General features: G+C 66.9%; 18 protein-coding genes. 12 read left to right on the forward strand and 6 right to left on the reverse strand.

Annotated elements, in window-relative coordinates; genetic code table 11:
* The first annotated feature begins 194 nt into the window (after window positions 1-194).
* Complete coding sequence (gene dksA / locus AC5P6X_RS09275) at window positions 195-1,424, forward strand: RNA polymerase-binding protein DksA (protein WP_005410374.1); 1,230 nt, start codon at window positions 195-197, stop codon at window positions 1,422-1,424.
* 371 nt (window positions 1,425-1,795) lie between these two features.
* Here dksA and AC5P6X_RS09280 read toward each other — a convergent pair whose 3' ends face one another.
* Genes AC5P6X_RS09280 through cysS form a run of 3 tightly spaced genes read right to left on the reverse strand, consistent with a single transcriptional unit; the run spans window position 1,796 to window position 4,923 of the window.
* Window positions 1,796-3,043 carry an MFS transporter gene (locus AC5P6X_RS09280; protein ID WP_088435928.1) on the reverse strand — a complete coding sequence of 416 codons (1,248 nt, stop codon included), beginning with the start codon at window positions 3,041-3,043 and terminating at the stop codon, window positions 1,796-1,798.
* Window positions 3,040-3,492 (reverse strand): SufE family protein, encoded by a 453-nt coding sequence (locus tag AC5P6X_RS09285; protein ID WP_005410372.1) that lies wholly within the window; start codon window positions 3,490-3,492, stop codon window positions 3,040-3,042. The genes AC5P6X_RS09280 and AC5P6X_RS09285 overlap by 4 nt, the downstream gene beginning before the upstream one ends.
* 54 nt (window positions 3,493-3,546) lie before the next feature.
* The gene (gene cysS / locus AC5P6X_RS09290) at window positions 3,547-4,923 is read right to left on the reverse strand and encodes a cysteine--tRNA ligase (RefSeq protein WP_005410371.1); all 1,377 of its coding nucleotides are present in this window, start codon (window positions 4,921-4,923) and stop codon (window positions 3,547-3,549) included.
* A 187-nt stretch (window positions 4,924-5,110) separates the two neighbouring features.
* Here cysS and AC5P6X_RS09295 point away from each other — a divergent pair, with 187 nt between their 5' ends.
* The 11 genes from AC5P6X_RS09295 (at window position 5,111) to AC5P6X_RS09345 (ending at window position 16,501) form a co-directional block, all read left to right on the forward strand.
* Window positions 5,111-5,674, forward strand: coding sequence for a glycine zipper 2TM domain-containing protein (locus AC5P6X_RS09295; RefSeq protein ID WP_171039723.1), 564 nt, complete (start codon window positions 5,111-5,113; stop codon window positions 5,672-5,674).
* A 334-nt stretch (window positions 5,675-6,008) separates the two neighbouring features.
* Complete coding sequence (locus AC5P6X_RS09300) at window positions 6,009-7,019, forward strand: N-acetylornithine carbamoyltransferase (protein WP_005410369.1); 1,011 nt, start codon at window positions 6,009-6,011, stop codon at window positions 7,017-7,019.
* Between the two features lie 119 nt (window positions 7,020-7,138).
* Window positions 7,139-8,335 carry an argininosuccinate synthase gene (locus tag AC5P6X_RS09305; RefSeq protein WP_108270383.1) on the forward strand — a complete coding sequence of 399 codons (1,197 nt, stop codon included), beginning with the start codon at window positions 7,139-7,141 and terminating at the stop codon, window positions 8,333-8,335.
* 151 nt (window positions 8,336-8,486) lie between these two features.
* Entirely contained in the window at window positions 8,487-9,575 is a 1,089-nt protein-coding gene (locus tag AC5P6X_RS09310) for an acetylornithine deacetylase (RefSeq protein ID WP_005410367.1), read from the forward strand.
* 25 nt (window positions 9,576-9,600) lie between these two features.
* A complete protein-coding gene (locus AC5P6X_RS09315) occupies window positions 9,601-10,929 on the forward strand; it encodes an acetylglutamate kinase (RefSeq protein ID WP_099606076.1) in 1,329 nt (442 codons plus the stop codon).
* Between the two features lie 3 nt (window positions 10,930-10,932).
* On the forward strand, window positions 10,933-11,535 hold the full coding sequence (locus AC5P6X_RS09320) for a GNAT family N-acetyltransferase (protein ID WP_108270382.1): 603 nt from the start codon (window positions 10,933-10,935) through the stop codon (window positions 11,533-11,535).
* The gene (argC, locus tag AC5P6X_RS09325; protein ID WP_005414005.1) at window positions 11,532-12,485 is read left to right on the forward strand and encodes an N-acetyl-gamma-glutamyl-phosphate reductase; all 954 of its coding nucleotides are present in this window, start codon (window positions 11,532-11,534) and stop codon (window positions 12,483-12,485) included. The genes AC5P6X_RS09320 and argC overlap by 4 nt, the downstream gene beginning before the upstream one ends.
* A gap of 20 nt (window positions 12,486-12,505) precedes the next feature.
* Window positions 12,506-13,801, forward strand: coding sequence for an argininosuccinate lyase (argH, locus tag AC5P6X_RS09330; RefSeq protein ID WP_099606078.1), 1,296 nt, complete (start codon window positions 12,506-12,508; stop codon window positions 13,799-13,801).
* Window positions 13,801-14,064 (forward strand): YciI family protein, encoded by a 264-nt coding sequence (locus AC5P6X_RS09335; RefSeq protein ID WP_005414003.1) that lies wholly within the window; start codon window positions 13,801-13,803, stop codon window positions 14,062-14,064. Before argH ends, AC5P6X_RS09335 begins: the two co-directional genes overlap by 1 nt.
* An 11-nt stretch (window positions 14,065-14,075) precedes the next feature.
* Window positions 14,076-15,233, forward strand: coding sequence for a glutamate 5-kinase (gene proB, locus AC5P6X_RS09340; RefSeq protein WP_099606079.1), 1,158 nt, complete (start codon window positions 14,076-14,078; stop codon window positions 15,231-15,233).
* Entirely contained in the window at window positions 15,230-16,501 is a 1,272-nt protein-coding gene (locus tag AC5P6X_RS09345; RefSeq protein ID WP_043035347.1) for a glutamate-5-semialdehyde dehydrogenase, read from the forward strand. The genes proB and AC5P6X_RS09345 overlap by 4 nt, the downstream gene beginning before the upstream one ends.
* 135 nt (window positions 16,502-16,636) lie before the next feature.
* On the opposite strand, the gene pgaD is transcribed toward AC5P6X_RS09345, so the two are convergent.
* From pgaD to pgaB, 3 genes are read right to left on the reverse strand one after another with little or no spacing between them, the layout of a single operon-like run.
* A complete protein-coding gene (gene pgaD / locus AC5P6X_RS09350) occupies window positions 16,637-17,107 on the reverse strand; it encodes a poly-beta-1,6-N-acetyl-D-glucosamine biosynthesis protein PgaD (protein ID WP_005410359.1) in 471 nt (156 codons plus the stop codon).
* The gene (pgaC, locus tag AC5P6X_RS09355; protein WP_005414000.1) at window positions 17,104-18,360 is read right to left on the reverse strand and encodes a poly-beta-1,6-N-acetyl-D-glucosamine synthase; all 1,257 of its coding nucleotides are present in this window, start codon (window positions 18,358-18,360) and stop codon (window positions 17,104-17,106) included. The genes pgaD and pgaC overlap by 4 nt, the downstream gene beginning before the upstream one ends.
* 1 nt (window position 18,361) lies before the next feature.
* On the reverse strand, window positions 18,362-20,248 hold the full coding sequence (gene pgaB / locus AC5P6X_RS09360; RefSeq protein ID WP_005413999.1) for a poly-beta-1,6-N-acetyl-D-glucosamine N-deacetylase PgaB: 1,887 nt from the start codon (window positions 20,246-20,248) through the stop codon (window positions 18,362-18,364).

The following is a 20,248-nucleotide window of genomic DNA, read 5'->3' on the forward strand; positions in this document are numbered from 1 at the left end:
CGACCGGTACCAGCACCTGCGGGTGCTGGCCAGGTTCCGTACCGCGCAAGGCGGTCCGTGTTCGTCGGACTGCCTCCAAGGGCGCCTTGACTCCAGGACTGAATGGAGCAGGGTGCCGAGGTTGCTGCTGCGGGTCGGGTAGGCTATAAAGGCCCGCTTTCCCGGGCCCCGGGGAATCCAAGGAAGAGCGTTTCGTGGCTGCTAAAAAAACTGCAAAGAAGGCCGCAACGGCCGCCAAGAAAACCGCCAAGCCTGTTGTGAAGAAGTTGGCGGCAAAGCCCGTTGCCAGGAAACCGGCCAGCAAGCCGGCGACCAAGGCAGCGTCCTCGCAACCGGCGGCCAGGAAGGCCACCGCAAAGAAAACGCCGGTCAAGGCAACCAAGCCGGTGGCGAAGAAGGCTGCTGCGCCCGCCAAGGCCAAGCCTGCCGCTGCCAGCAAGAAGGCGCCGGTGGTGAAGAAGGCCGCCAGCAAGGCCGCGCCGGTGAAGAAGGCTGCCGCCAAGCCAGTGGCGAAGAAGGCAGCAACCAAGCCGGCGCCGAAGGCGGTGGTGAAGAAGGCTGCAGCCAAGCCGGTCGCCAAGCCCGCAGCAAAGAAGGTCGCTGCGGCCAAACCGGTCGCCACGCCTGCCGCTGTAAAGAAGGTTGCCAAGAATGTTGCCGCGCCGGCCGTAAAGCCGACCCCGGCCCCAGTAGTGAAGTCCGCACCGAAGCCTGCTGCCAAGCCGGCTCCGGCCAAGCCTGTCCCGGCCAAGACCGTGGCAGTGGCAGCAGCCCAACCGGCCTCCAAGCCGGCCCCGGCCGCCGCTCCTGCCGCCTCGAAGGCCCCGCAATCCAAGAATCCCGTGCCCGTTTCGAAATCGCCTGCCAAAACCGCCGTGAAATCCGATTCCGCCCCGAAGACCGTGTCGCGCCCTGTCGGCAAGGTTGCCGTGGCCGTCGCCGCCCGCTCGGCGGCACCGGCCCCGCGCAGCAAGTACAAGGTGGTCGAGTACAAGACCGACGAGGCCACCGGCCGCCCGATCCTGCCGGCTGGCTACAAGCCGTCCTCGGAAGAGGAATACATGAGCCCGCTGCAGCAGGAGTACTTCCGCCAGCGCCTGCAGAACTGGCGCGCGGACCTGGTGGAAGAGTCCAAGCAGACCATCGAGAACCTGCGCGAGGAAGTGCGTGACATCGGCGACGAAGCCGAGCGTGCGACCCGCGAGACCGAGAACTCGCTGGAACTGCGTACCCGCGACCGCTATCGCAAGCTGATCGGCAAGATCGACAGCACCCTGAAGCGCCTGGAAGCGGGCGACTACGGTTACTGCGTCGACACCGGCGAGGAAATCGGCCTGGAGCGCCTGGAAGCGCGCCTCACCGCCGAACGCACCATCGACGCCCAGGAGCGTTGGGAGCACTTGCAGAAGCAGCAGGGCGACTGATTCCCGCTCGTTGTATGGTCATGCAGAAAACCCGGCTTCGGCTGGGTTTTTTGTTGGGGGATCGTTGGTAAGCGACCGTGGCTGGCACGGGCAGTTGTGGCCGTTGACTTGGGTCCGCCTTGTAGCGAGCCGAGCACCGCAGGGGAATCGGGGGCGAAGAGGCGCCGCTGTTTGAGCGCAGCGAGTTCGGCGCCGTCCCCTGATTCACCGAGGAGCGCAGGGCACCGGTGCGCAGCACCGGCTCGCGGATGGCGGCGCGTTTCTTTGGTTACTTTCTTTGCGCGCGCAAAGAAAGTGACAAACCCATTCATCGAGGGAAAGTGACGTGGCCAGTCAAACGCCCGGCGCCGCCGAACGCGCTCTCCGCAGGGTCACTGCAGGTCGCGCAGATTCAACTTCCGCAGCGTCGGGTTCTTCCACGCGGTGATCCCGGCCACGCTCAGCACCGCAAACCCACCCAGCACCACTGCAGGCACCAGCCCCAGCAGACGGGCCATCGTGCCGGCATAGAACGCGCCCAGCTCGTTGGACGAACTGATGAAGATGCCGTTGATCGACGACACACGTCCACGCATTTCTTCCGGCGTGGCCAACTGCAGGATGGTCGAGCGGATCACCACCGAGACGCCATCGAAGGCCCCATAGAACAGCAGGATCAGCGCCGACAGCCAGAAGTGCTGCGACAGCCCGAAGCCGATCACGCACAGGCCGAACCCGCCCACCGCGAACAGCAACACGCGGCCGGCATTGCGGTGCAGCGGGTGGCGGGCCAGCCACAGGCCCACGCACACCGAACCGAGCGCCGGCATCGCGCGCAGGATGCCCAGGCCTTCGGGGCCGTGGTGCAGGATTTCGTGCAGGAAGGCCGGCAGCATCGCCACCACGCCGCCCAGCAGCACCGAGAACATGTCCAGCGCCATCGCGCCGACCATGATCCGGTTGCCGACCACGAATCGCGCGCCTTCGGCGATGCTCTTGAAGATCGGCGCGGCCGGACCGGTGTGCACCGGCTCCTCCACTTTCAGCGTGGCCAGGCAGGCCATCGCCACCAGCGCAAAGGCCGTAGCCACCGCGTAGGACAGGCCCTTGCCGCCGAAGCCGACCAGCACGCCGCCCAGCGCCGGGCCGGCCACCATGCCGGCCTGGAACACCACCGCGCCGAGGCCAGCGCCACGTGCGAACTGGTCACGGGCCAGCACGCGGGCGAACAGTGCGTTGTAGATTGGCGACAGGAAGGCGCGGACCATGCCGGTCAGGGCGATGGCCGCATAGATCGGCCACACGCCCTCGAACGGCAGCCAACCCGTCGCAACGCCGGTCAGCACCAGCGCCGTGGCGATCAGCCCGGAACAGGCGACCATGCCCAGCCGACGGCGCGGCAGGTGGTCGACCAGATAGCCGGCGAACGGCGCCACGCAGAAGAACGGCAGCACCTCGGCCAGGCCGACCAGGCCCAGCGAGAACGGATTGCGGGTGACTTCGTAGATGTGCCAGCCGACGGTGACCGCCACCACCTGGTAGGACAGCATTGCGAAGATGCGGTAGGCCAGCAGCTTGGCGAAACCGGGCCGGGACAGCAGGCCCAGCGCGGTGTCTTCGGCTGTGGCAGGCTCGCTCACGACGGGTCGCGCTGCAGCTGGGCCTGCGCGGTCTCGCGGATGAAGGCCAGCATCGCCGCCACGCCGTTGCTGCGGGTGGGGGAGAGGTGACGGGCCAGGCCGATGTCCTGGATGTAGCTGGGCTCGGTGTCCAGGATTTCCTGTGCCGAGCGCCCGGAGTACACGCGCAGGGCCAGGAAGATCAGGCCGGAAACGATGGCCGAATCACTGATGGCATGGAAGCGCAGCGACTGCGCGTTGCCTTCCGGCACGATCCAGACCATCGACTGGCAGCCGAGGAGGCGGTGCTCTTCGGTCTTCCATTCGTCCGGGAAGGCGGGCAGCTTGCGGCCGAGGTCGATCAGGTACTGGTAGCGCTCGGACCAGTCGCCGAAGAAGCCGAATTCCTCGGCGATGGCGGTCTGGGCCTCGGCGGCGGTAGGTTCAAGCGGGAACGGGGAGTCGGTCACAACAGTCTCTACAGTGGGGGCGTGGCCGGCGGGCCGGCCACGGGGCAGGGCAGGTCAGCCGCGCTTGCGCGACCAGCGCACGCCCTGCGGGGTGTCTTCCAGCACGATGCCTTCGGCGGCCAGCTGGTCGCGGATGGCATCGGAACGCGCGAAATCACGCGCTTTCTTGGCCGCAGCACGCTCGTCGATCAGGCCCTGGATGCGGGCATCGTCGCCGTCATCGCCCGCAGCGGTACCGAACCACTGCGCCGGATCGGCCTGCAGCAGGCCCAGCGCCAGGCCGGCGCCGAGCAGCTCGCCCTTCAGCCGTGCCTGTTCGGCCGGGTCGGTGGCGCGGCGTGCATCGGCGGCGATGCGGGCCACTTCGGCCAGCGCCTGCGGGGTGTTCAGGTCGTCATCCAGGGTCGCCTCGACGCTGGCCGGGATCACCGCGCTGGCTTCGATCGACGCCAGCTCGCGCAGCGTGCCGTACAGGCGGTCCAGGGTGCGCACCGACTGCTCGATCAGGCCATCGGACCAGTCCAGCGGCTGCCGGTAATGGGCCGACAGCAGGGCCAGGCGCAGCGCTTCCGGCGGATGCTGGCGCACCAGGTCGTGTACGCGCTCGATGTTGCCCAGCGACTTGCTCATCTTGGCGCCGCCGAAGTTGAGCATGCCGTTGTGCAGCCAGTAGCGGGCAAAGATCCTGCCGCCATGCGCGCATTCGCTCTGCGCGATCTCGTTCTCGTGGTGCGGGAACTGCAGGTCGACACCGCCGGCATGGATGTCGATGGTCTCGCCCAGATGGGCGGCCGCCATCGCCGAGCATTCGATGTGCCAGCCCGGGCGGCCACGGCCCCAGGGCGATTCCCAGCCGGGCAGGTCGTCGCTGGAGGGCTTCCACAGCACGAAATCGCCCGGATCACGCTTGTAGGGGGCGACATCGACGCGGGCGCCGGCCAGCATCTCTTCCGGATCGCGTCGCGAGAGCTTGCCGTAGCCGTCGAAGCTGGCCACCGCGAACAGCACATGGCCTTCGGCGGCATAGGCATGACCATTGGCGATCAGCTGCTCGATCATGGTGATGATCTGCGGCATGTGCGCAGTCACTTCCGGCTCGATGTCCGGCGGCACCACGCCCAGCGCGGCCATGTCTTCACGGTAGGCGGCGGCGAACCTGTCGGTGATGGTGCTGATCGGCACCCCCTGCTCGCGCGCAGCGGTGTTGATCTTGTCGTCCACGTCGGTGATGTTGCGCGCGTAGCGCAGGCCACCGAAACGCCGCCGCAGCAGATCGGCCAGCACCCCGAACACCACCGGGCCGCGGGCGTTGCCGATGTGCACGTAGTTGTAGACCGTGGGGCCGCACACATACAGGGTCGGACAGGCCGGATCGAGCGGGGTGAACGGTTCGAGCTGGCGAGTCAGGTTGTTGTGCAGGCGCAGGGTCATGGGGCTGTGGCTGGGGGACAAGCCTGTGATTTTAGAACGTGTCGGCCCGCTTTGGGGCGCCGATTGCCACCGGTGGACGCCGGCTCCACCCAAGGTGGGGTGGGCAGGAACGGCGTGGACGGGTAATGTTCAGCCCCTTGCGCTCGTCACTGCCTACACTATTGCCGTGTCCTTGCTCCCGTCGCCACTGAAATCCATCGCGTTGCTGACCCTGGCCTGCCTGTCGGCGACGGCCGCCGTGGCCCAGGCGCAGGAGGCCGAGCCGCGCAACCGGGTGGTGATCGTCGAGAACGTGAAGTTCGACTATGCGCAGGTGCTGAACGTCGAGCCGGTGTTCCAGACCCTGCGCGCGACCCGCACCGAGGAGCATTGCGAGCCGATCTCGACCCGCACCCTGGCCCCGGTCAACGTCACCGGTGAAGAGCCGGTCGAGGACAAGGGCCGGATCGGCCGCTTCTGGGACTCGGTGCGCTCGATGTTCAAGCGCAGCGATGAAGAGGTCTCCGAGGAGACCGCCGCCGAGACGCCTGCCCCGGCACCGGCCAACAACGGCCCGATGCTGACCCGCGACTGCCGCATCGTGCCGGTCGGGCGTGAATTCCGCCGGCCGATCGCCTATGACGTGGATTACGTCTACAAGGGCACCAAGTACCGGTCGCGCCTGCCGGAGGACCCCGGCAACCGGCTGAAGATCCGGGTTTCGATCACCCCTTGGGTCGGCCCCGAGCAGGGCGCCGCCGGTAATCCCTGATTCTGCGACCCCGGCCCCTTGCGTCGGCCCCGGCCGCATGCAAAGATTGGCGGCCATGAAGCTCACCGACTTCCAGCACGACAGCAGCGCAGCCCGACAGGCGTCGGGCATGACCTCGCGTGCGCGTCGACCGGAACCCCACATCCTCGCTGGGTAACCGGAGCTTTCTGCTGTTCGTCCGAAAAAAACCCAGCCCGCCGGCTGGGTTTTTTCGTTTCCGCGCTTCAAAAATGCATGTGCTGAAAGCTGCAACTGCAACCTTTTCGATCCACCTTTGCTTCCTGCTTTTCCCTTCCACCGCGTCGAACCCGGCGCCGCCACGCAAGGAAAGATGATGTCCCCCAAGCACTTCCTGAACACCCAGGACTGGAGCCGCAGCGATCTTGACGCGCTGCTGACCCAGGCCGCGCTGTTCAAGCGCAACAAGCTCGGCGACCAGCTCAAGGGCAAGTCGATCGCGCTGGTGTTCTTCAACCCCTCCATGCGCACCCGCACCAGCTTCGAACTGGGCGCGTTCCAGCTCGGCGCCCACGCGGTGGTGCTGCAGCCGGGCAAGGATGCGTGGCCGATCGAGTTCAACCTCGGCACGGTGATGGACGGCGATACCGAAGAACACATTGCGGAAGTGGCCAAGGTGCTGGGCCGTTACTGTGACATCATCGCCGTGCGTGCGTTCCCCAAGTTCATCGACTGGGCCTACGATCGCCAGGACATCGTCCTCAACAGCTTCGCCAAGTATTCGCCGGTGCCGGTCATCAACATGGAGACCATCACCCACCCGTGCCAGGAACTGGCCCACGTCATGGCCCTGCAGGAGCACTTCGGCACCCAGGACCTGCGTGGCAAGAAGTATGTGCTGACCTGGACCTACCACCCCAAGCCGCTGAACACCGCCGTGGCCAACTCGGCACTGACCATCGCCACCCGCATGGGCATGGACGTGACCCTGCTGTGCCCGACCGCCGACTACATCCTCGACGATCGCTACATGGGCTGGGCCGAGCAGAACGTGGCCGAGAGCGGCGGTTCGCTGAAGATCAGCCATGACATCGACAGCGCCTACGCCGGCGCCGACGTGGTCTACGCCAAGAGCTGGGGCGCGCTGCCGTTCTTCGGCAACTGGGAGCCGGAGAAGCCGATCCGCGACCAGTTCAAGCACTTCATCGTGGACGAGCGGAAGATGGCACTGACCAACAACGGTGTGTTCAGCCACTGCCTGCCGCTGCGCCGGAACGTGAAGGCCACCGACGCGGTGATGGATTCGCCGCAGTGCATCGCCATCAACGAAGCCGAGAACCGCCTGCACGTGCAGAAGGCGATCATGGCGGCGGTTGCCGGGCGCTAGATCGAACAAGGGGTAGCGCCGACCGTTGGTCGGCTGCTCCCGCAGCGGCGCATCCATCATTCCAGCCGACCAACGGTCGGCTCTACCGAATTCCCATCCCCCAAGTGGACCTGACTCCCATGAGCAACAAAGACGTCGTTCTCGCCTTCTCCGGCGGCCTGGATACCAGCTTCTGCGTGCCGTACCTGCAGGAGCGCGGCTACAACGTGCACACCGTGTTCGCCGACACCGGCGGCGTGGATGATGAAGAGCGCGATTTCATCGAAAAGCGTGCCGCCGAACTGGGCGTGACCAGCCACGTCACCGTCAACGGTGGCCCGGCCATCTGGGAAGGCTTCGTCAAGCCGTTCGTGTGGGCCGGCGAAGGCTACCAGGGCCAGTACCCGCTGCTGGTCTCGGACCGCTACCTGATCGTCGATGCCGCGCTGAAGCGTGCCGCCGAACTGGGCACCAACATCATCGCCCACGGCTGCACCGGCATGGGCAACGACCAGGTCCGCTTCGACCTGGCCGTGAAGGCGCTGGGTGACTACCAGATCATCGCGCCGATCCGCGAGATCCAGAAGGAACACACCCAGACCCGCGCCTACGAGCAGAAGTACCTGGAAGAGCGCGGCTTCGGCGTGCGCGCCAAGCAGCAGGCCTACACCATCAACGAGAACCTGCTGGGCCTGACCATGTCCGGCGGCGAGATCGACCGTTGGGAAGCCCCGGGCGAGGGCGCTCGTGGCTGGTGCGCACCGCGCAGCGAGTGGCCGGAACAGGCGCTGACCGTCACCCTGAAGTTCGTTGAAGGCGAAGCCGTTGAACTGAACGGCAAGGCGCTGCCGGGCGACCAGATCCTGGCCCAGCTCAACAAGCTGTTCGCCCCGTACGGCGTCGGTCGCGGCGTGTACACCGGCGACACCGTGATCGGCCTGAAGGGCCGCATCGTGTTCGAGGCCCCGGGCCTGGTCTCGCTGCTGGCCGGACACCGCGCGCTGGAAGATGCGGTGCTGACCAAGCAGCAGAACCGCTTCAAGCCGGACGTGGCGCGCAAGTGGGTGGAGCTGGTGTACGAAGGCTTCTACCACGATCCGCTGAAGACCGACATCGAAGCCTTCCTGAAGTCCTCGCAGGCCAAGGTGAACGGTGAAGTGGTGCTGGAAACCCGCGGTGGCCGCGTCGATGCAGTGGCGGTGAAGTCGCCGCACCTGCTCAACACCAAGGGTGCCACCTACGCGCAGTCGGCCGACTGGGGCGTGGAGGAGGCCGAAGGCTTCATCAAGCTGTTCGGGATGAGCTCCACTGTCTATGCGCAGGTCAATCGTGGTTGACCTGTGACGGGGTGCCGGCCGCTGGCCGGCGCCTCGCAACATCGATGGAGGGTAGTGCCGGCCGCTGGCCGGCTCGTGGCACGGCTGGATCATTGCGGAGCCGGCCAGCGGCCGGCACTACCGATTTCGAACCCTACGGATATTCAGACACATGCTTGAACAGACGCTCGATCACCTGCAGGCCCTGGTGTCTTTCGACACCCGCAACCCGCCGCGTGCGATCACCACCGGTGGCATCTTCGATTACCTGCGCGCGAACCTGCCCGGCTTCAACGTCGAGGTGATCGACCATGGCGCGGGCGCGGTCAGCCTGTACGCCGTGCGTGGTACGCCGAAGTACCTGTTCAACGTGCACCTGGATACGGTGCCGGACTCGCCGCACTGGAGTGCCGACCCGCATGTGATGCGGCGCCTGGACGACCGCGTGGTCGGCCTGGGCGTGTGTGATATCAAGGGCGCGGCCGCTGCACTGGTGGCTGCGGCCAATGCCAGCGATGGTGATGCCGCGTTCCTGTTCTCCAGCGATGAAGAAGCCAACGATCCGCGCTGCATCGCCGCGTTCCTGGCCCGCGGCATTCCGTACGAAGCGGTGCTGGTGGCCGAGCCGACCATGAGCGAAGCGGTGCTGGCGCATCGCGGCATCAGCTCGGTGCTGATGCAGTTCGCCGGTCGTGCAGGGCACGCCTCGGGCAAGCAGGATGCGGCTGCCAGCGCGCTGCACCAGGCGATGCGCTGGGGCAACCGCGCGCTGGACCATGTGGAATCGCTGGCTTCGGCGCGCTTCGGTGGGCTGACGGGCCTGCGCTTCAACATCGGCCGCGTCGAAGGCGGGATCAAGGCCAACATGATCGCACCCGCTGCCGAAGTGCGCTTCGGCTTCCGTCCGCTGCCGTCGATGAACATCGACGCGTTGCTGGCCACCTTCGCCGGTTTCGCCGAGCCGGAAGCGGCGGTATTCACCGAAACCTTCCGTGGCCCCAGCCTGCCGGCCGGCGACATCGCCGAAGCCGAGAACCGCCGCCTGCTGGCACGTGACGTGGCCGATGCGCTGGAACTGCCGATCGGCAACGCGGTGGACTTCTGGACCGAAGCCTCGCTGTTCTCGGCCGGTGGTTACACCACGCTGGTGTTCGGCCCGGGTGACATCGCCCAGGCCCACACCGCCGATGAGTTCGTGACGCTGGAGCAGTTGCAGCGCTACACCGACGCCGTGCACCGCATCATCGCCGCCGGCGCCTGATTCTTCCCTTTCCGACGAAACCGAAATGTCTCCTGCCCTCCAGCCCCATCGCCAGACCCGCCAGACCATCGTGCGCCTGCTTTCCAGCATGGCCAGCGCGAAGGAGATCAGCCAGTACCTCAAGCGCTTCTCGCAGCTGGATGCCAAGCGCTTCGCCGTGGTCAAGGTCGGCGGCGCGGTGCTGCGCGACGACCTCGACGCGCTGACCTCTTCGCTGTCGTTCCTGCAGGAAGTCGGGCTGACCCCGATCGTGCTGCACGGCGCCGGCCCGCAGCTGGATGCCGAACTGTCGGCCGCCGGCATCGAGAAGCAGACCGTGAACGGCCTGCGCGTGACCTCGCCGGAAGCGCTGGCGATCGTGCGCCGGGTATTCCAGCAGTCCAACCTGCGGCTGGTCGAGGCGCTGCAGCAGAACGGCGCGCGCGCCACCTCGATCACCGGCGGCGTGTTCGAGGCCGAGTACCTGGATGTGGATACCTACGGCCTGGTCGGCGAGGTGAAGAAGGTCAACCTGGCACCGATCGAGGCCAGCCTGCGCGCCGGCTCGATCCCGGTCATCACCAGCCTGGGCGAGACCGCCGGCGGCCAGATCCTCAACGTCAACGCCGACTTCGCCGCCAACGAGCTGGTACAGGAACTGCAGCCGTACAAGATCATCTTCCTGACCGGCACGGGCGGCCTGCTGGACGAGGCGGGCAACGTGATCGATTCGATCAACCTGTCCACCGAGTACGACCACCTGATCGCGCAGCCGTGGATCCACGGCGGCATGAAGGTGAAGATCGAACAGATAAAGGATCTGCTCGACCGCCTGCCGCTGGAATCGTCGGTGTCGATCACGCGCCCGGCCGACCTGGCCAAGGAACTGTTCACCCACAAGGGTTCGGGCACGCTGGTGCGCAAGGGTGAAAAGGTGCTGCGCGCCACCGCCTGGAACGAACTGGACCTGCCGCGCCTGAAGGGCCTGATCGAATCCAGCTTCGGCCGCGCGCTGGTGCCGGACTATTTCGAGAAGACCAAGCTGTTGCGTGCCTACGTCAGCGAGAACTACCGCACCGCGGTCATCCTCACCGACGAGGCAGAGGGCGTGTACCTGGACAAGTTCGCCGTGCTCGACGACGCGCAGGGCGAGGGCCTGGGCCGTGCGGTCTGGAACGTGATGCTGGAAGAGACGCCGCAGCTGTTCTGGCGCTCGCGCCATGGCAACCCGATCAATCACTTCTACTACGCCGAATCCGACGGCTGCTACAAGCAGGACCACTGGAAGGTATTCTGGTTCGGTGCCGATTCCATCGACCGTATCAAGACCTATGTCGATCATTGCGCGCAGCGCACCCCGAGCCTGCAGGGCTGAGCAATGAGCAATCACGATGCCTGGAACTCGGTTCCCACCCTGCGCGGCCAGCACGTAACCCTGCAGCCGCTGCAGATGGAACACGTGCCCGGCCTGCGCGATGCGCTTGAAGGCAGCGGCCTGGACCAGCTCTGGTACACCCAGGTGCCGTCGCCGGAACAGGCCGAGACCTATGTGCGGGCCGCGCTGCAGGCGCAGAGCGAAGGCAAGGTGCTGCCGTTCGTGATCCGTGATGCGGTGGGTGACATCATCGGCAGCACGCGCTTCTACGACATGGATGCCGGTGTGCCCAAGCTCAGCCTCGGCTACACCTGGTACACACCACGCGTGCAGCGCACCGGTGCCAACACCGAAGCCAAGCTGTTGCTGCTGCAGCACGCCTTCGAAACGCTGGGCTGTATCAGCGTGGTGCTGGAAACCAGCTGGTTCAACGCCACCTCGCGCACTGCCATCGCCCGCCTCGGCGCCAAGCAGGACGGCGTGCTGCGCAACCACAAGCGGCATGCCGACGGCACGCCGCGCGACACCGTCATCTTCTCCATCATCGATGCGGAATGGCAGGGCGTGAAGCGCCACCTGCAGTTCCGCCTGGACAGTCACGCATGAACGATTCGACCTTTACCCTTGGCATCGTCGGTGCCCGCGGCCATACCGGCGCCGAGCTGATCAAGCTGGTGGCCGCCCATCCGCGGCTGGAACTGGCTTTCGTCTCCTCGCGCGAGCGCGCCGGGCAGCGCCTGTCCGACCATCACCCGGAATTCCAGGGCGATCTGCAGTACGAGAACCTGGACGCCGACGCGGTGGCGGCCAAGGGTGTGGACGCAGTGATCCTGGCCCTGCCCAATGGCCTGGCCGCACCGTTCGTGGCTGCGCTGGAAGCGGCGAAGCCGGACACCGTCATCGTCGATCTCTCGGCCGACTATCGCTTCGACAACAGCTGGTACTACGGCCTGCCGGAGCTGACCCGCGGCCGCTACAACGGCCAGAAGCACATCAGCAACCCGGGCTGCTATGCCACGGCGATGCAGCTGGCGGTGCATCCGCTGCTGGACCTGCTGGCCGGTCCGCCGCAGTGCTTCGGTGTCTCCGGCTACTCCGGCGCCGGTACCACGCCGTCGGACAAGAACAACGTCGAACTGCTGGCCGACAACCTGATGCCCTACGCGCTGACCAACCACGTGCACGAGCGCGAGGTGTCGGTGCAGCTGGGCGTGGCTGTTGAATTCATGCCACATGTCGCGCCGCATTTCCGGGGCATCACGCTTACCGCCAACCTGTGGCTGAACCGCGTGCAGACCCGCGAACAGATCGTCGAGCGCTTCCAGCAGGCCTATGCCGGCGAACCCCTGATCGACGTGGTGGATGAAGCGCCGTGGGTCAGCCGCATCGCCGGCCGACACGGTGCCCAGGTCGGTGGCTTCACGCTCGCGCCGGGCGGCAAGCGGGTCGTCGTGGTGGCGACCCTGGACAACCTGCTCAAGGGCGCGGCCACCCAGGCCATGCAGAACCTCAACCTCGCGCTGGGCATCGATGAACTGATGTCCATCCCGCACTGAACACGCCTTCCGGAGCCCCCATGGCAGACCTTCTTTGGCAGAAGCCCGGCGTCGCTGTCGACGCCCAGATCCAGACCTTCCTCGCCGGCGACGACGTGATCCTCGACCGCGAGTTCTTCCTGCATGACATCGCCGCCAGCGCCGCACATGCACAAGGCCTGCAGCACATCGGCATCCTCAGTGCCGACGAGCTGGACGGCCTGCTGCGCGAACTGGAGGTGCTGGCGCAGGACTTCCGCGAAGGCCGCTTCGTGCTCGATACCCAGTATGAGGATGGCCACTCGGCGATCGAAGCGCGCCTGACCGGACGCCTCGGCGATGCCGGCCGCAAGATCCACACCGGCCGCAGCCGCAACGACCAGATCCTGGTCGCCACCCGCCTGTGGCTGAAGGAGAAGCTGCAGCGCGTGGCACAGCTCAGTGCCGAAGTGGCCAAGGTCGCGCTGGACCGCGCACAGGCCGAGAAGGACCTGCCGATTCCCGGCTACACCCACATCCAGCGCGCCGTAGTGTCCTCGGCCGGCATGTGGTGGGCGGGCTGGGCCGAGGCCTTCATCGACAATGCCATCCGCGCGCGTGACACCCATGCGCTGGTCGATGCCAATCCGCTCGGCACGGCTGCCGGCTACGGCGTGAACCTGCCGCTGGACCGCGAGCACACCACGGCCGCGCTCGGTTTCGCGCGCATGCAGATCTCGCCGATCTACGCACAGCTGTCGCGCGGCAAGTTCGAGCTGGCCGCGCTGGAAGCGCTCGGTGGTGCCACGCTGGACCTGCGCCGCATCGCCTGGGACCTGTCGCTGTTCACCAGCGCCGAGTTCGGCTTCGTCGCGCTGCCGGCGCAGTACACCACCGGCAGTTCGATCATGCCCAACAAGCGCAACCCGGACGTGATCGAGCTGATGCGTGCGACCCACGCCAGCGTCGCCGCAGCGCGCACCGAGATCGAGCAGCTGCTGTCGCTGCCGTCGGGCTACCACCGCGACCTGCAGTCGTCCAAGGGTGCCATCTTCCACGGCTTCGGCCGTGGCCTGGCCGCGCTGGAGCTGTTGCCGGCGCTGCTGGCCAACCTGGAATGGCGTGACGACAAGCTGCGTGCGGCCATCGATTCGGGCATGTATGCCACCGACGTGGCGGTGGAAGCGGCCGTGGCCGGCGTGCCGTTCCGTGAGGCCTACAAGGCCGCTGCGGCCGGTGCCGACAGTGCAGGGCAGGGGCGTACCCCGGAAGGCAGCCTCGCCGCGCGCGTGTCGCCGGGTTCGGCCGCCGACCTGCGCCTGGACGAACTGCGCGAGCGCTGGCAGGCGCTGTCCTGATGGCGGGCACTGTCTACCTGGTGATGGCGATGCGCCGGCCGGACTTCAACGATGCAGCGGTGCAGCCGCACCGCGATTTCCTCGATGCGTTGCAGGCGCAGGGCAAGCTGCAGCTGACTGGTGGTTTCGCCGACGGCAGTGGTGGCGCTTATGTGCTGTGCAACGTGGACAGCCTGGCGCAGGCGCAGGCCATCGTCGCCACCGATCCGCTGGTGACGATGCAGGCCTCCGAGCTGACCGTGCACGAATGGAACACCCGCTGAGACACTGACCGATGATCCCGCTCGCTGCCAACGTCGCCTCGCCGTTCCCCGAACAAGCGCTGCCGCCATGGCGGCGTGCGGTGCTGAAGGTCGGCAGCAGCCTGCTGGCAGCCGATGGCGGCGGCCTGTCACCACGCCACGCGCTGGGCCTGGCGCAGTTCGTCTCGGCCAATGTCCTGGCCGGGCGCGAGGTGGTGATCGTGTCTTCCGGCGCGGTCGCTGCCGGGCGCGCGATCCTGCCGCGGGCCGATGAGCCTGGCGCGGCGATGGCGGCGCGGCAGGCGCTGGCTGCGCTCGGCCAGGCCCAGCTGATCGGGCTCTGGCAGCGCTTCTTCGAGCGCCCGGTGGCGCAGGTGCTGCTGACCCATGACGACCTGCGCAACCGCCGCCGCTACCTCAACGCCCGCGCCACGCTCAACGAACTGCTGCGGCTGGGAGCATTGCCGGTGGTCAACGAGAACGACACCGTGTCGGTGGACGAGCTCAAGCTTGGCGACAACGACAACCTGGCGGCGACGGTGGCGGCGCTGGTCGATGCCGATGCGCTGTTCATCGCCACCGATATCGATGGCCTGTACAGCGCCGACCCGCGCACCGTGGCCGACGCGCGGCCGCTGCACGACGTGCCGGAACTGAGTGACGAGGTGCTGGCGATGGCCGGCGGCGCCGGCTCGCGCGCCGGTACCGGCGGCATGCGCACCAAGCTGGAAGCGGCAGCGAAGGCGGGTCGTCTCGGCATCGAAACCTATTTGTTCAATGGCCGCAGCGGTGACGTGGTACGCGCGCTGGCCCAGGACCGCCTGTTCGGTACCCGTATCCACGCCGCGCGCAGCCGTGAGGCGGCCCGCAAGCACTGGCTGCGGCACGCGCCGCTGGTCGAGGGTGCGATCGTGATCGATGCCGGCGCGGCGCAGGCGATGCGCGAGAAGGGCGCCTCGCTGCTGCCCGGCGGCATCACCGGCGCGGAGGGCATGTTCCGCCGTGGCGACATGGTGCAGGTGTGCTGGAACGCGCCACAGGGCCGCGTCTGCGTGGCGCGCGGCGTCAGCCAGTATGCGGCCGATGATGTGCGCCGGATCGCTGGCCGCCATTCGCGCGACATCGAGGCCGTGCTGGGCTACAACTACGGTGGCAGTGTCGTCCATCGCGACGATCTGGTGCTGCCATGACCGGTTTGAAGGACTCCCCGATGAGCGAAATCGAAGCGCAGGCGCGTGCCTGCCGTGACGCGGCCCAGATCGTTGCCGGCCTCGACAGTGCGGCGCGCCGCACGCTGCTGCTGGCAATGGCCCAGGCGCTGGAAGTGAATGCCGGGCTGATCCTGGCCGGTAATGCGCGCGACCTTGCCGCTGCGCGCGAGAAAGGCATTGGCAGTGCCATGCTCGACCGCCTAGCGCTGGACCCGGCACGCCTGTTCGCGATGGCCGAAGCCGTGCGAGAGGTCGCCGCGCTGCCCGATCCCGTCGGCCAGATCACCCGCGACGATGTGCGTCCAAACGGTATCCGCGTGCAGAAGGTGCGCGTGCCGCTGGGCGTGATCGCGATGATCTACGAGGCGCGCCCTAACGTGACCGCCGAAGCGGCCGCGCTGTGCCTGAAGGCCGGCAATGGCGTGATCCTGCGCGGTGGTTCCGAAGCGATCCACTCCAACACCGCCATCGCCCTGGCGCTGGCCGGCGCCCTGCAGGCCAATGGCGTACCGGCGGCGGCAGTGACCGTGCTGACCGACCTGCGCCGCGAAGCAATGCTGGAGCTGCTGCAGCTGCATGAACTGATCGATCTGGCGATTCCGCGCGGCGGCGAAGGCCTGATCCGCTTCGTTTCCGAGCATGCGCGGGTGCCGGTGATCAAGCACTACAAGGGTGTCTGCCACCTGTTCGTGGATGCCAGCGCCGACCTCGGCAAAGCCATCGACCTTCTGGTGGACGGCAAGTGCAGCCGTCCGTCGGCCTGCAACTCGCTGGAAACCCTGCTGGTGCATCGTGATGTGGCCGAAGCCTTCCTGCCGCGCGTGGCGCAGGCGCTCGGTGAGCGTGGCGTGGAGCTGCGCGCCGACACGAACGCGCAGCCGCTGCTGCCGGGCAGCACCGCCGCCAGCGAAGACGACTACGCTGCCGAGTTCCTCGACCTGGTGCTGGCCGTGCGCGTGGTTGATGACCTCGAGGCGGCCATCGCGCACATCCGTGCCTATACCTCCGACCATACCGAAGTGATCGCCACCGAAGACGCCGGCCATGCCGAGCGCTTCGTCAACGCACTGCGCTCGGCGGTGGTGATGGTCAATGCCTCGTCGCGCTTCTCCGACGGTGGACAGCTGGGCCTGGGCAGCGAGATCGGCATTTCCACCACGCGCCTGCATGCGTACGGCCCAATGGGCCTGGAAGCACTCACCGTCGAACGATTTGTCGTGCGCGGTGAAGGGCAGACGCGCAAGTAGATCCACGCGATGCGCGGATGCCCTTCGCGGTAGACCCCGGTGCCGACCAAGGTCGGCGCCCACCAGGCCCAAGCGCCGACCAGGGTCGGCAGCTACCCAAGCAAGCGCCGACCAGGGTCGGCGACTACCGGGGCGTCACACCACCTCGCGGCGGATACCGATCGGCCGCGCGTGATCGTCCATGTGCAGCGTGGCGGCCTTGCAGCCCAGCAGACGCTCGGCAAGGCCGGTGCTGGCACCCAGATCGGCCGCGACTTCATTGAGGCTGGCCAGCGGTCGCGGCAGGCGTCGCTCGTGGCCACGGAAGCGCGCGCGGTTGTACTCGGCCCAGCCGATCAGCAGCACGCTTGCACACAGCAGCATCAGCGGCAGTGCCACCAGCACATAGGGGTCGAACTGGCTTTGCCGTTCGTACAGCTGCTGCCAGGCCAGCTGGCCGCCGATCAGCCACGAGAACAGGGTCACCAACGGTGCCCACAGGTAGAAGTAGAACCCCCAGAACGCGAGGGTGACGAAGCCCCAGGCGGTGCGCTGGAAGCGTGGTTGGCGATGCGGCTTGCGGATCATCCGTGAGTCGAAGCGGTTGGACGGGCGTTGTGCGTTCATCGGATCCCCCGATCGGGACTGGTCCAGGTGGCGCGCTTGCTGCGACGGCGCAGCAGGGTCTTCGGCAACGCCACCAGGGTGGTGGAAAGACTGATCAGCCAGTACGCCATCGGGTACCAGATGACCCAGAAGTAGTTGCGTCCAATCTGTGTTTCGTAACGACGGTCGATGATCAGGCTGCTGGCGAACTGCATCAGGCAGACCAGGGCCAGGATCACGCCATGCCATTGCGGCAGCAGGCTGGCGATGTACAGCTGCGGCGGCATGTCGATGAGCTTGCCCAGCACCCACAGCACCACGATGAACAACATGGTGTAGGCCCAGATCACGCTCAGCACGTACTCCAGCAGTACGCCCCACATGCGCCGTTCCTTCCAGTGCAGCAGTGAACGCGCATGCCGCAGCATCACTTCCACGCCACCCTGCGCCCAGCGCAGCCGTTGCCGCCACAGACCCTTCAGCGTTTCCGGCATCAGGATGAAGCACAGCGCGTTGGGTTCGTAGCGGATGTCCCAATGCGCACGCTGCAGGCGCCAGCTGATGTCGATGTCTTCGGTCACCATGTCGTCCGACCACCAGCCGACCTGGTGCAGGGCGGTGCGGCGAAAGCCGGCGATCACTCCGGAGATGGTGAAGATGCGCCCGTACACGCGCTGCGCGCGCTTGATCATGCCGATGATCGAGGAGAATTCGGCCACCTGCAGGCGTCCAAGCAGGGTGGAACGGTTGCGGATGCGCGGGTTGCCGGTGACCGCACCGACGCGGTTGCCGCTGACCAGGTGCCAGACCATCCAGTGCAGGGCGTGTTCCTCCAGCATGGCATCGCCATCGATGCACACCAGGTACTCCGAGCGGGCCGCCAGCGCACCCATGCGCAGCGCGTTGGCCTTGCCGAGGTTGCGGTCCAGGTGCAGCACGCGCAGCCGCGGATGCTTCGCCGCCAGCACGTCGAGCCGGGCGCCGGTGTCATCACTGCTGCCATCGTCGATGGCGATCACCTCGTAGTCGGCCGGATAGCGCTGTGCCAGCGCCGCGCCGAGTGTGTCGTCGAGGTTCGCGGACTCGTTGTGGCAGGGAATCAACAGGCTCGCGAACGGTGGATCGACCATCAGCGGCGGGTCGTTGCGTGGGCGCGAATGGCGTTCGCGCCGGAAGTAGTAATACAGGCCGCCCGACATCCAGAAGAACGCCATCACCATCGGGTAGTAGAAGGCGAACTGGAACAGGACCTGCAGCAGCGGGTGCATGTCCATGTCACTTCTCCGGGTACGGGAAGTTGCCGGCGGACATCGCCGCGCGGGCATCATGGGTGGAAGGCTGGCCGGCGATGAAGTCATCCGGGTACCAGGCGAAGTGGTGCACGCCCTGCGCCTGCAGCTGGCGGATCTGCGCGCGCAGCCGCTCGGCGGGAATCGGTTGCCCGCTGCGCCAATCGACGGTCTGCAGTTCGAACAGGGTGTGCTGCAACTGGGGATCGTGCGCACGCACCGCGGCCAGCAGCTGGTCGAGCCAGCGTTCCGGATGCCTGCTGCCTTCCATCCACGGCATCGCCATCAGTGCGGTCTGGTCGTAGGCCTTGTTGAACAGGTCCAGGCGCTGCGCGAACCAGGCTTCGCTCTGCGGACGCAGCACCGGCTCCGCGTACAGGTTGCGCACCGTGGCCAGCTTCGGCCGCCAACGCTGCGCACTGTCGCGCAGGGCCAGGGTGAAGTCGATCAGCGCCCGGGTGCGAGCGCTGCCATCGTCGCCGGCCGCCAGCGTCGGCAGTTCTGTGTCGCGCAGGTAGCCATCATCATGGAAGAGCAGGCCTTCGAAGTACGAGTTGACGGCCAGATCCTCGTAGATGTCGAGCATGATCTGGCGTGCCTTCGGATTGGTGAAGTCCAGCCGGTACATGCCGTCGGCATCGCCGTTGTGGATCGCCAGTGCCTTGCGCTGCACGGGGTCGGGCAGCTCGAAGCCGAGCACCGGCAGCCATGCGTAGACCTTCACCCCCGCGCGCGACTTCAGCTGCCAGGCGACCCGGCTGAACAGGTCCGCGCGCATCGGCATGTGCCGGTTGGGGAAGTACAGTGCATCGGCGGTGTTGTTGCCGTCCGGATCGGCGAACGCCTGCAGGTAGACGTGGGTGGGCGAAATGCGCTTGACCCGCTCGATCAGCGCATCGAGGTTGCGCCCCTGCTGCGCCGGGTCCGGGTCGTACACATCATCCAGGTCGACCTGCAACGCGCGGATGCCGTCGAGCGCAACGTCGCGCCGCAGCTCGTAGGCCAGGCCCTCCACGGTCGGGTTGTCGCTGACCAGGAAGCGCGCCAGCCCATGCAGGTCGCTGGCCACTGGTGTGCTGCGGCCTTCCAGATCGAAGGACACCGGCATGCCCAGCTGTTCGGCGATGTCGTTGCTCAACTGGTTGTAGGCCGCGTACGGCCAGACAATGGCGCGCGGGCGCACGCCCAGGTGCTGCTGGATGCGCTGCACGCTGCGGCCGAGATCGGCGCGCAGGCGCTGCTCGTACTGCGCCTCGCTCTCGTAGCTGCGCGTGGCCGGCCGGTAGATGCGGGTGACCACCGCTGGCGTCGAATTGCCCTGCGGATTGGCAAGCACTCCGTGGTGCAGGTCGTCGGTATGGCTGGCCACTTCGATCAGGCCGCTGTCGTGCATCTGCTTCAGCTGCGCCCAGGTAACGAAGTCATCGTGGCCGAACGGCCGGTAGCCATAGTCGATCGTGCGCCCGGGCGCCATGTCCACGTAATCGGTGATCACTGCCACCAGCGCCGGGTAGCGGTACGCCTGCAGCAGCGGGAACGCCTTGTCGTAGACGCTGCGCAGGCCATCATCGAAGGTCAGCAGTACCGGTTTCGGTGGCAGCGTGGCGCGTCCCTGGGAGGCGTCGATTACCTGCGACAGCGACACCGGGTGGTAGCCGTGTGCCCCCAGCCAATCCAGGTGCGCAGCGAAGTTCTGCGTGCTCACCGCGTAGGTATCGGCGTCGCCCTTGGCCGCGACCCGGTCGCGGATGTCGTGGTAGCTGAGGATCAGCAGGCCGTTGTCAGTGGCATCGAGATGCAGCGCCTGCTGCGCGAACGCCGGCGGCGTGGCGGCCAGCAGCAGGAGCACGATCAGTCGCAGGATGCGGGCCAT

This window comes from Stenotrophomonas sp. YJH_SMC_40, from assembly GCF_059368615.1.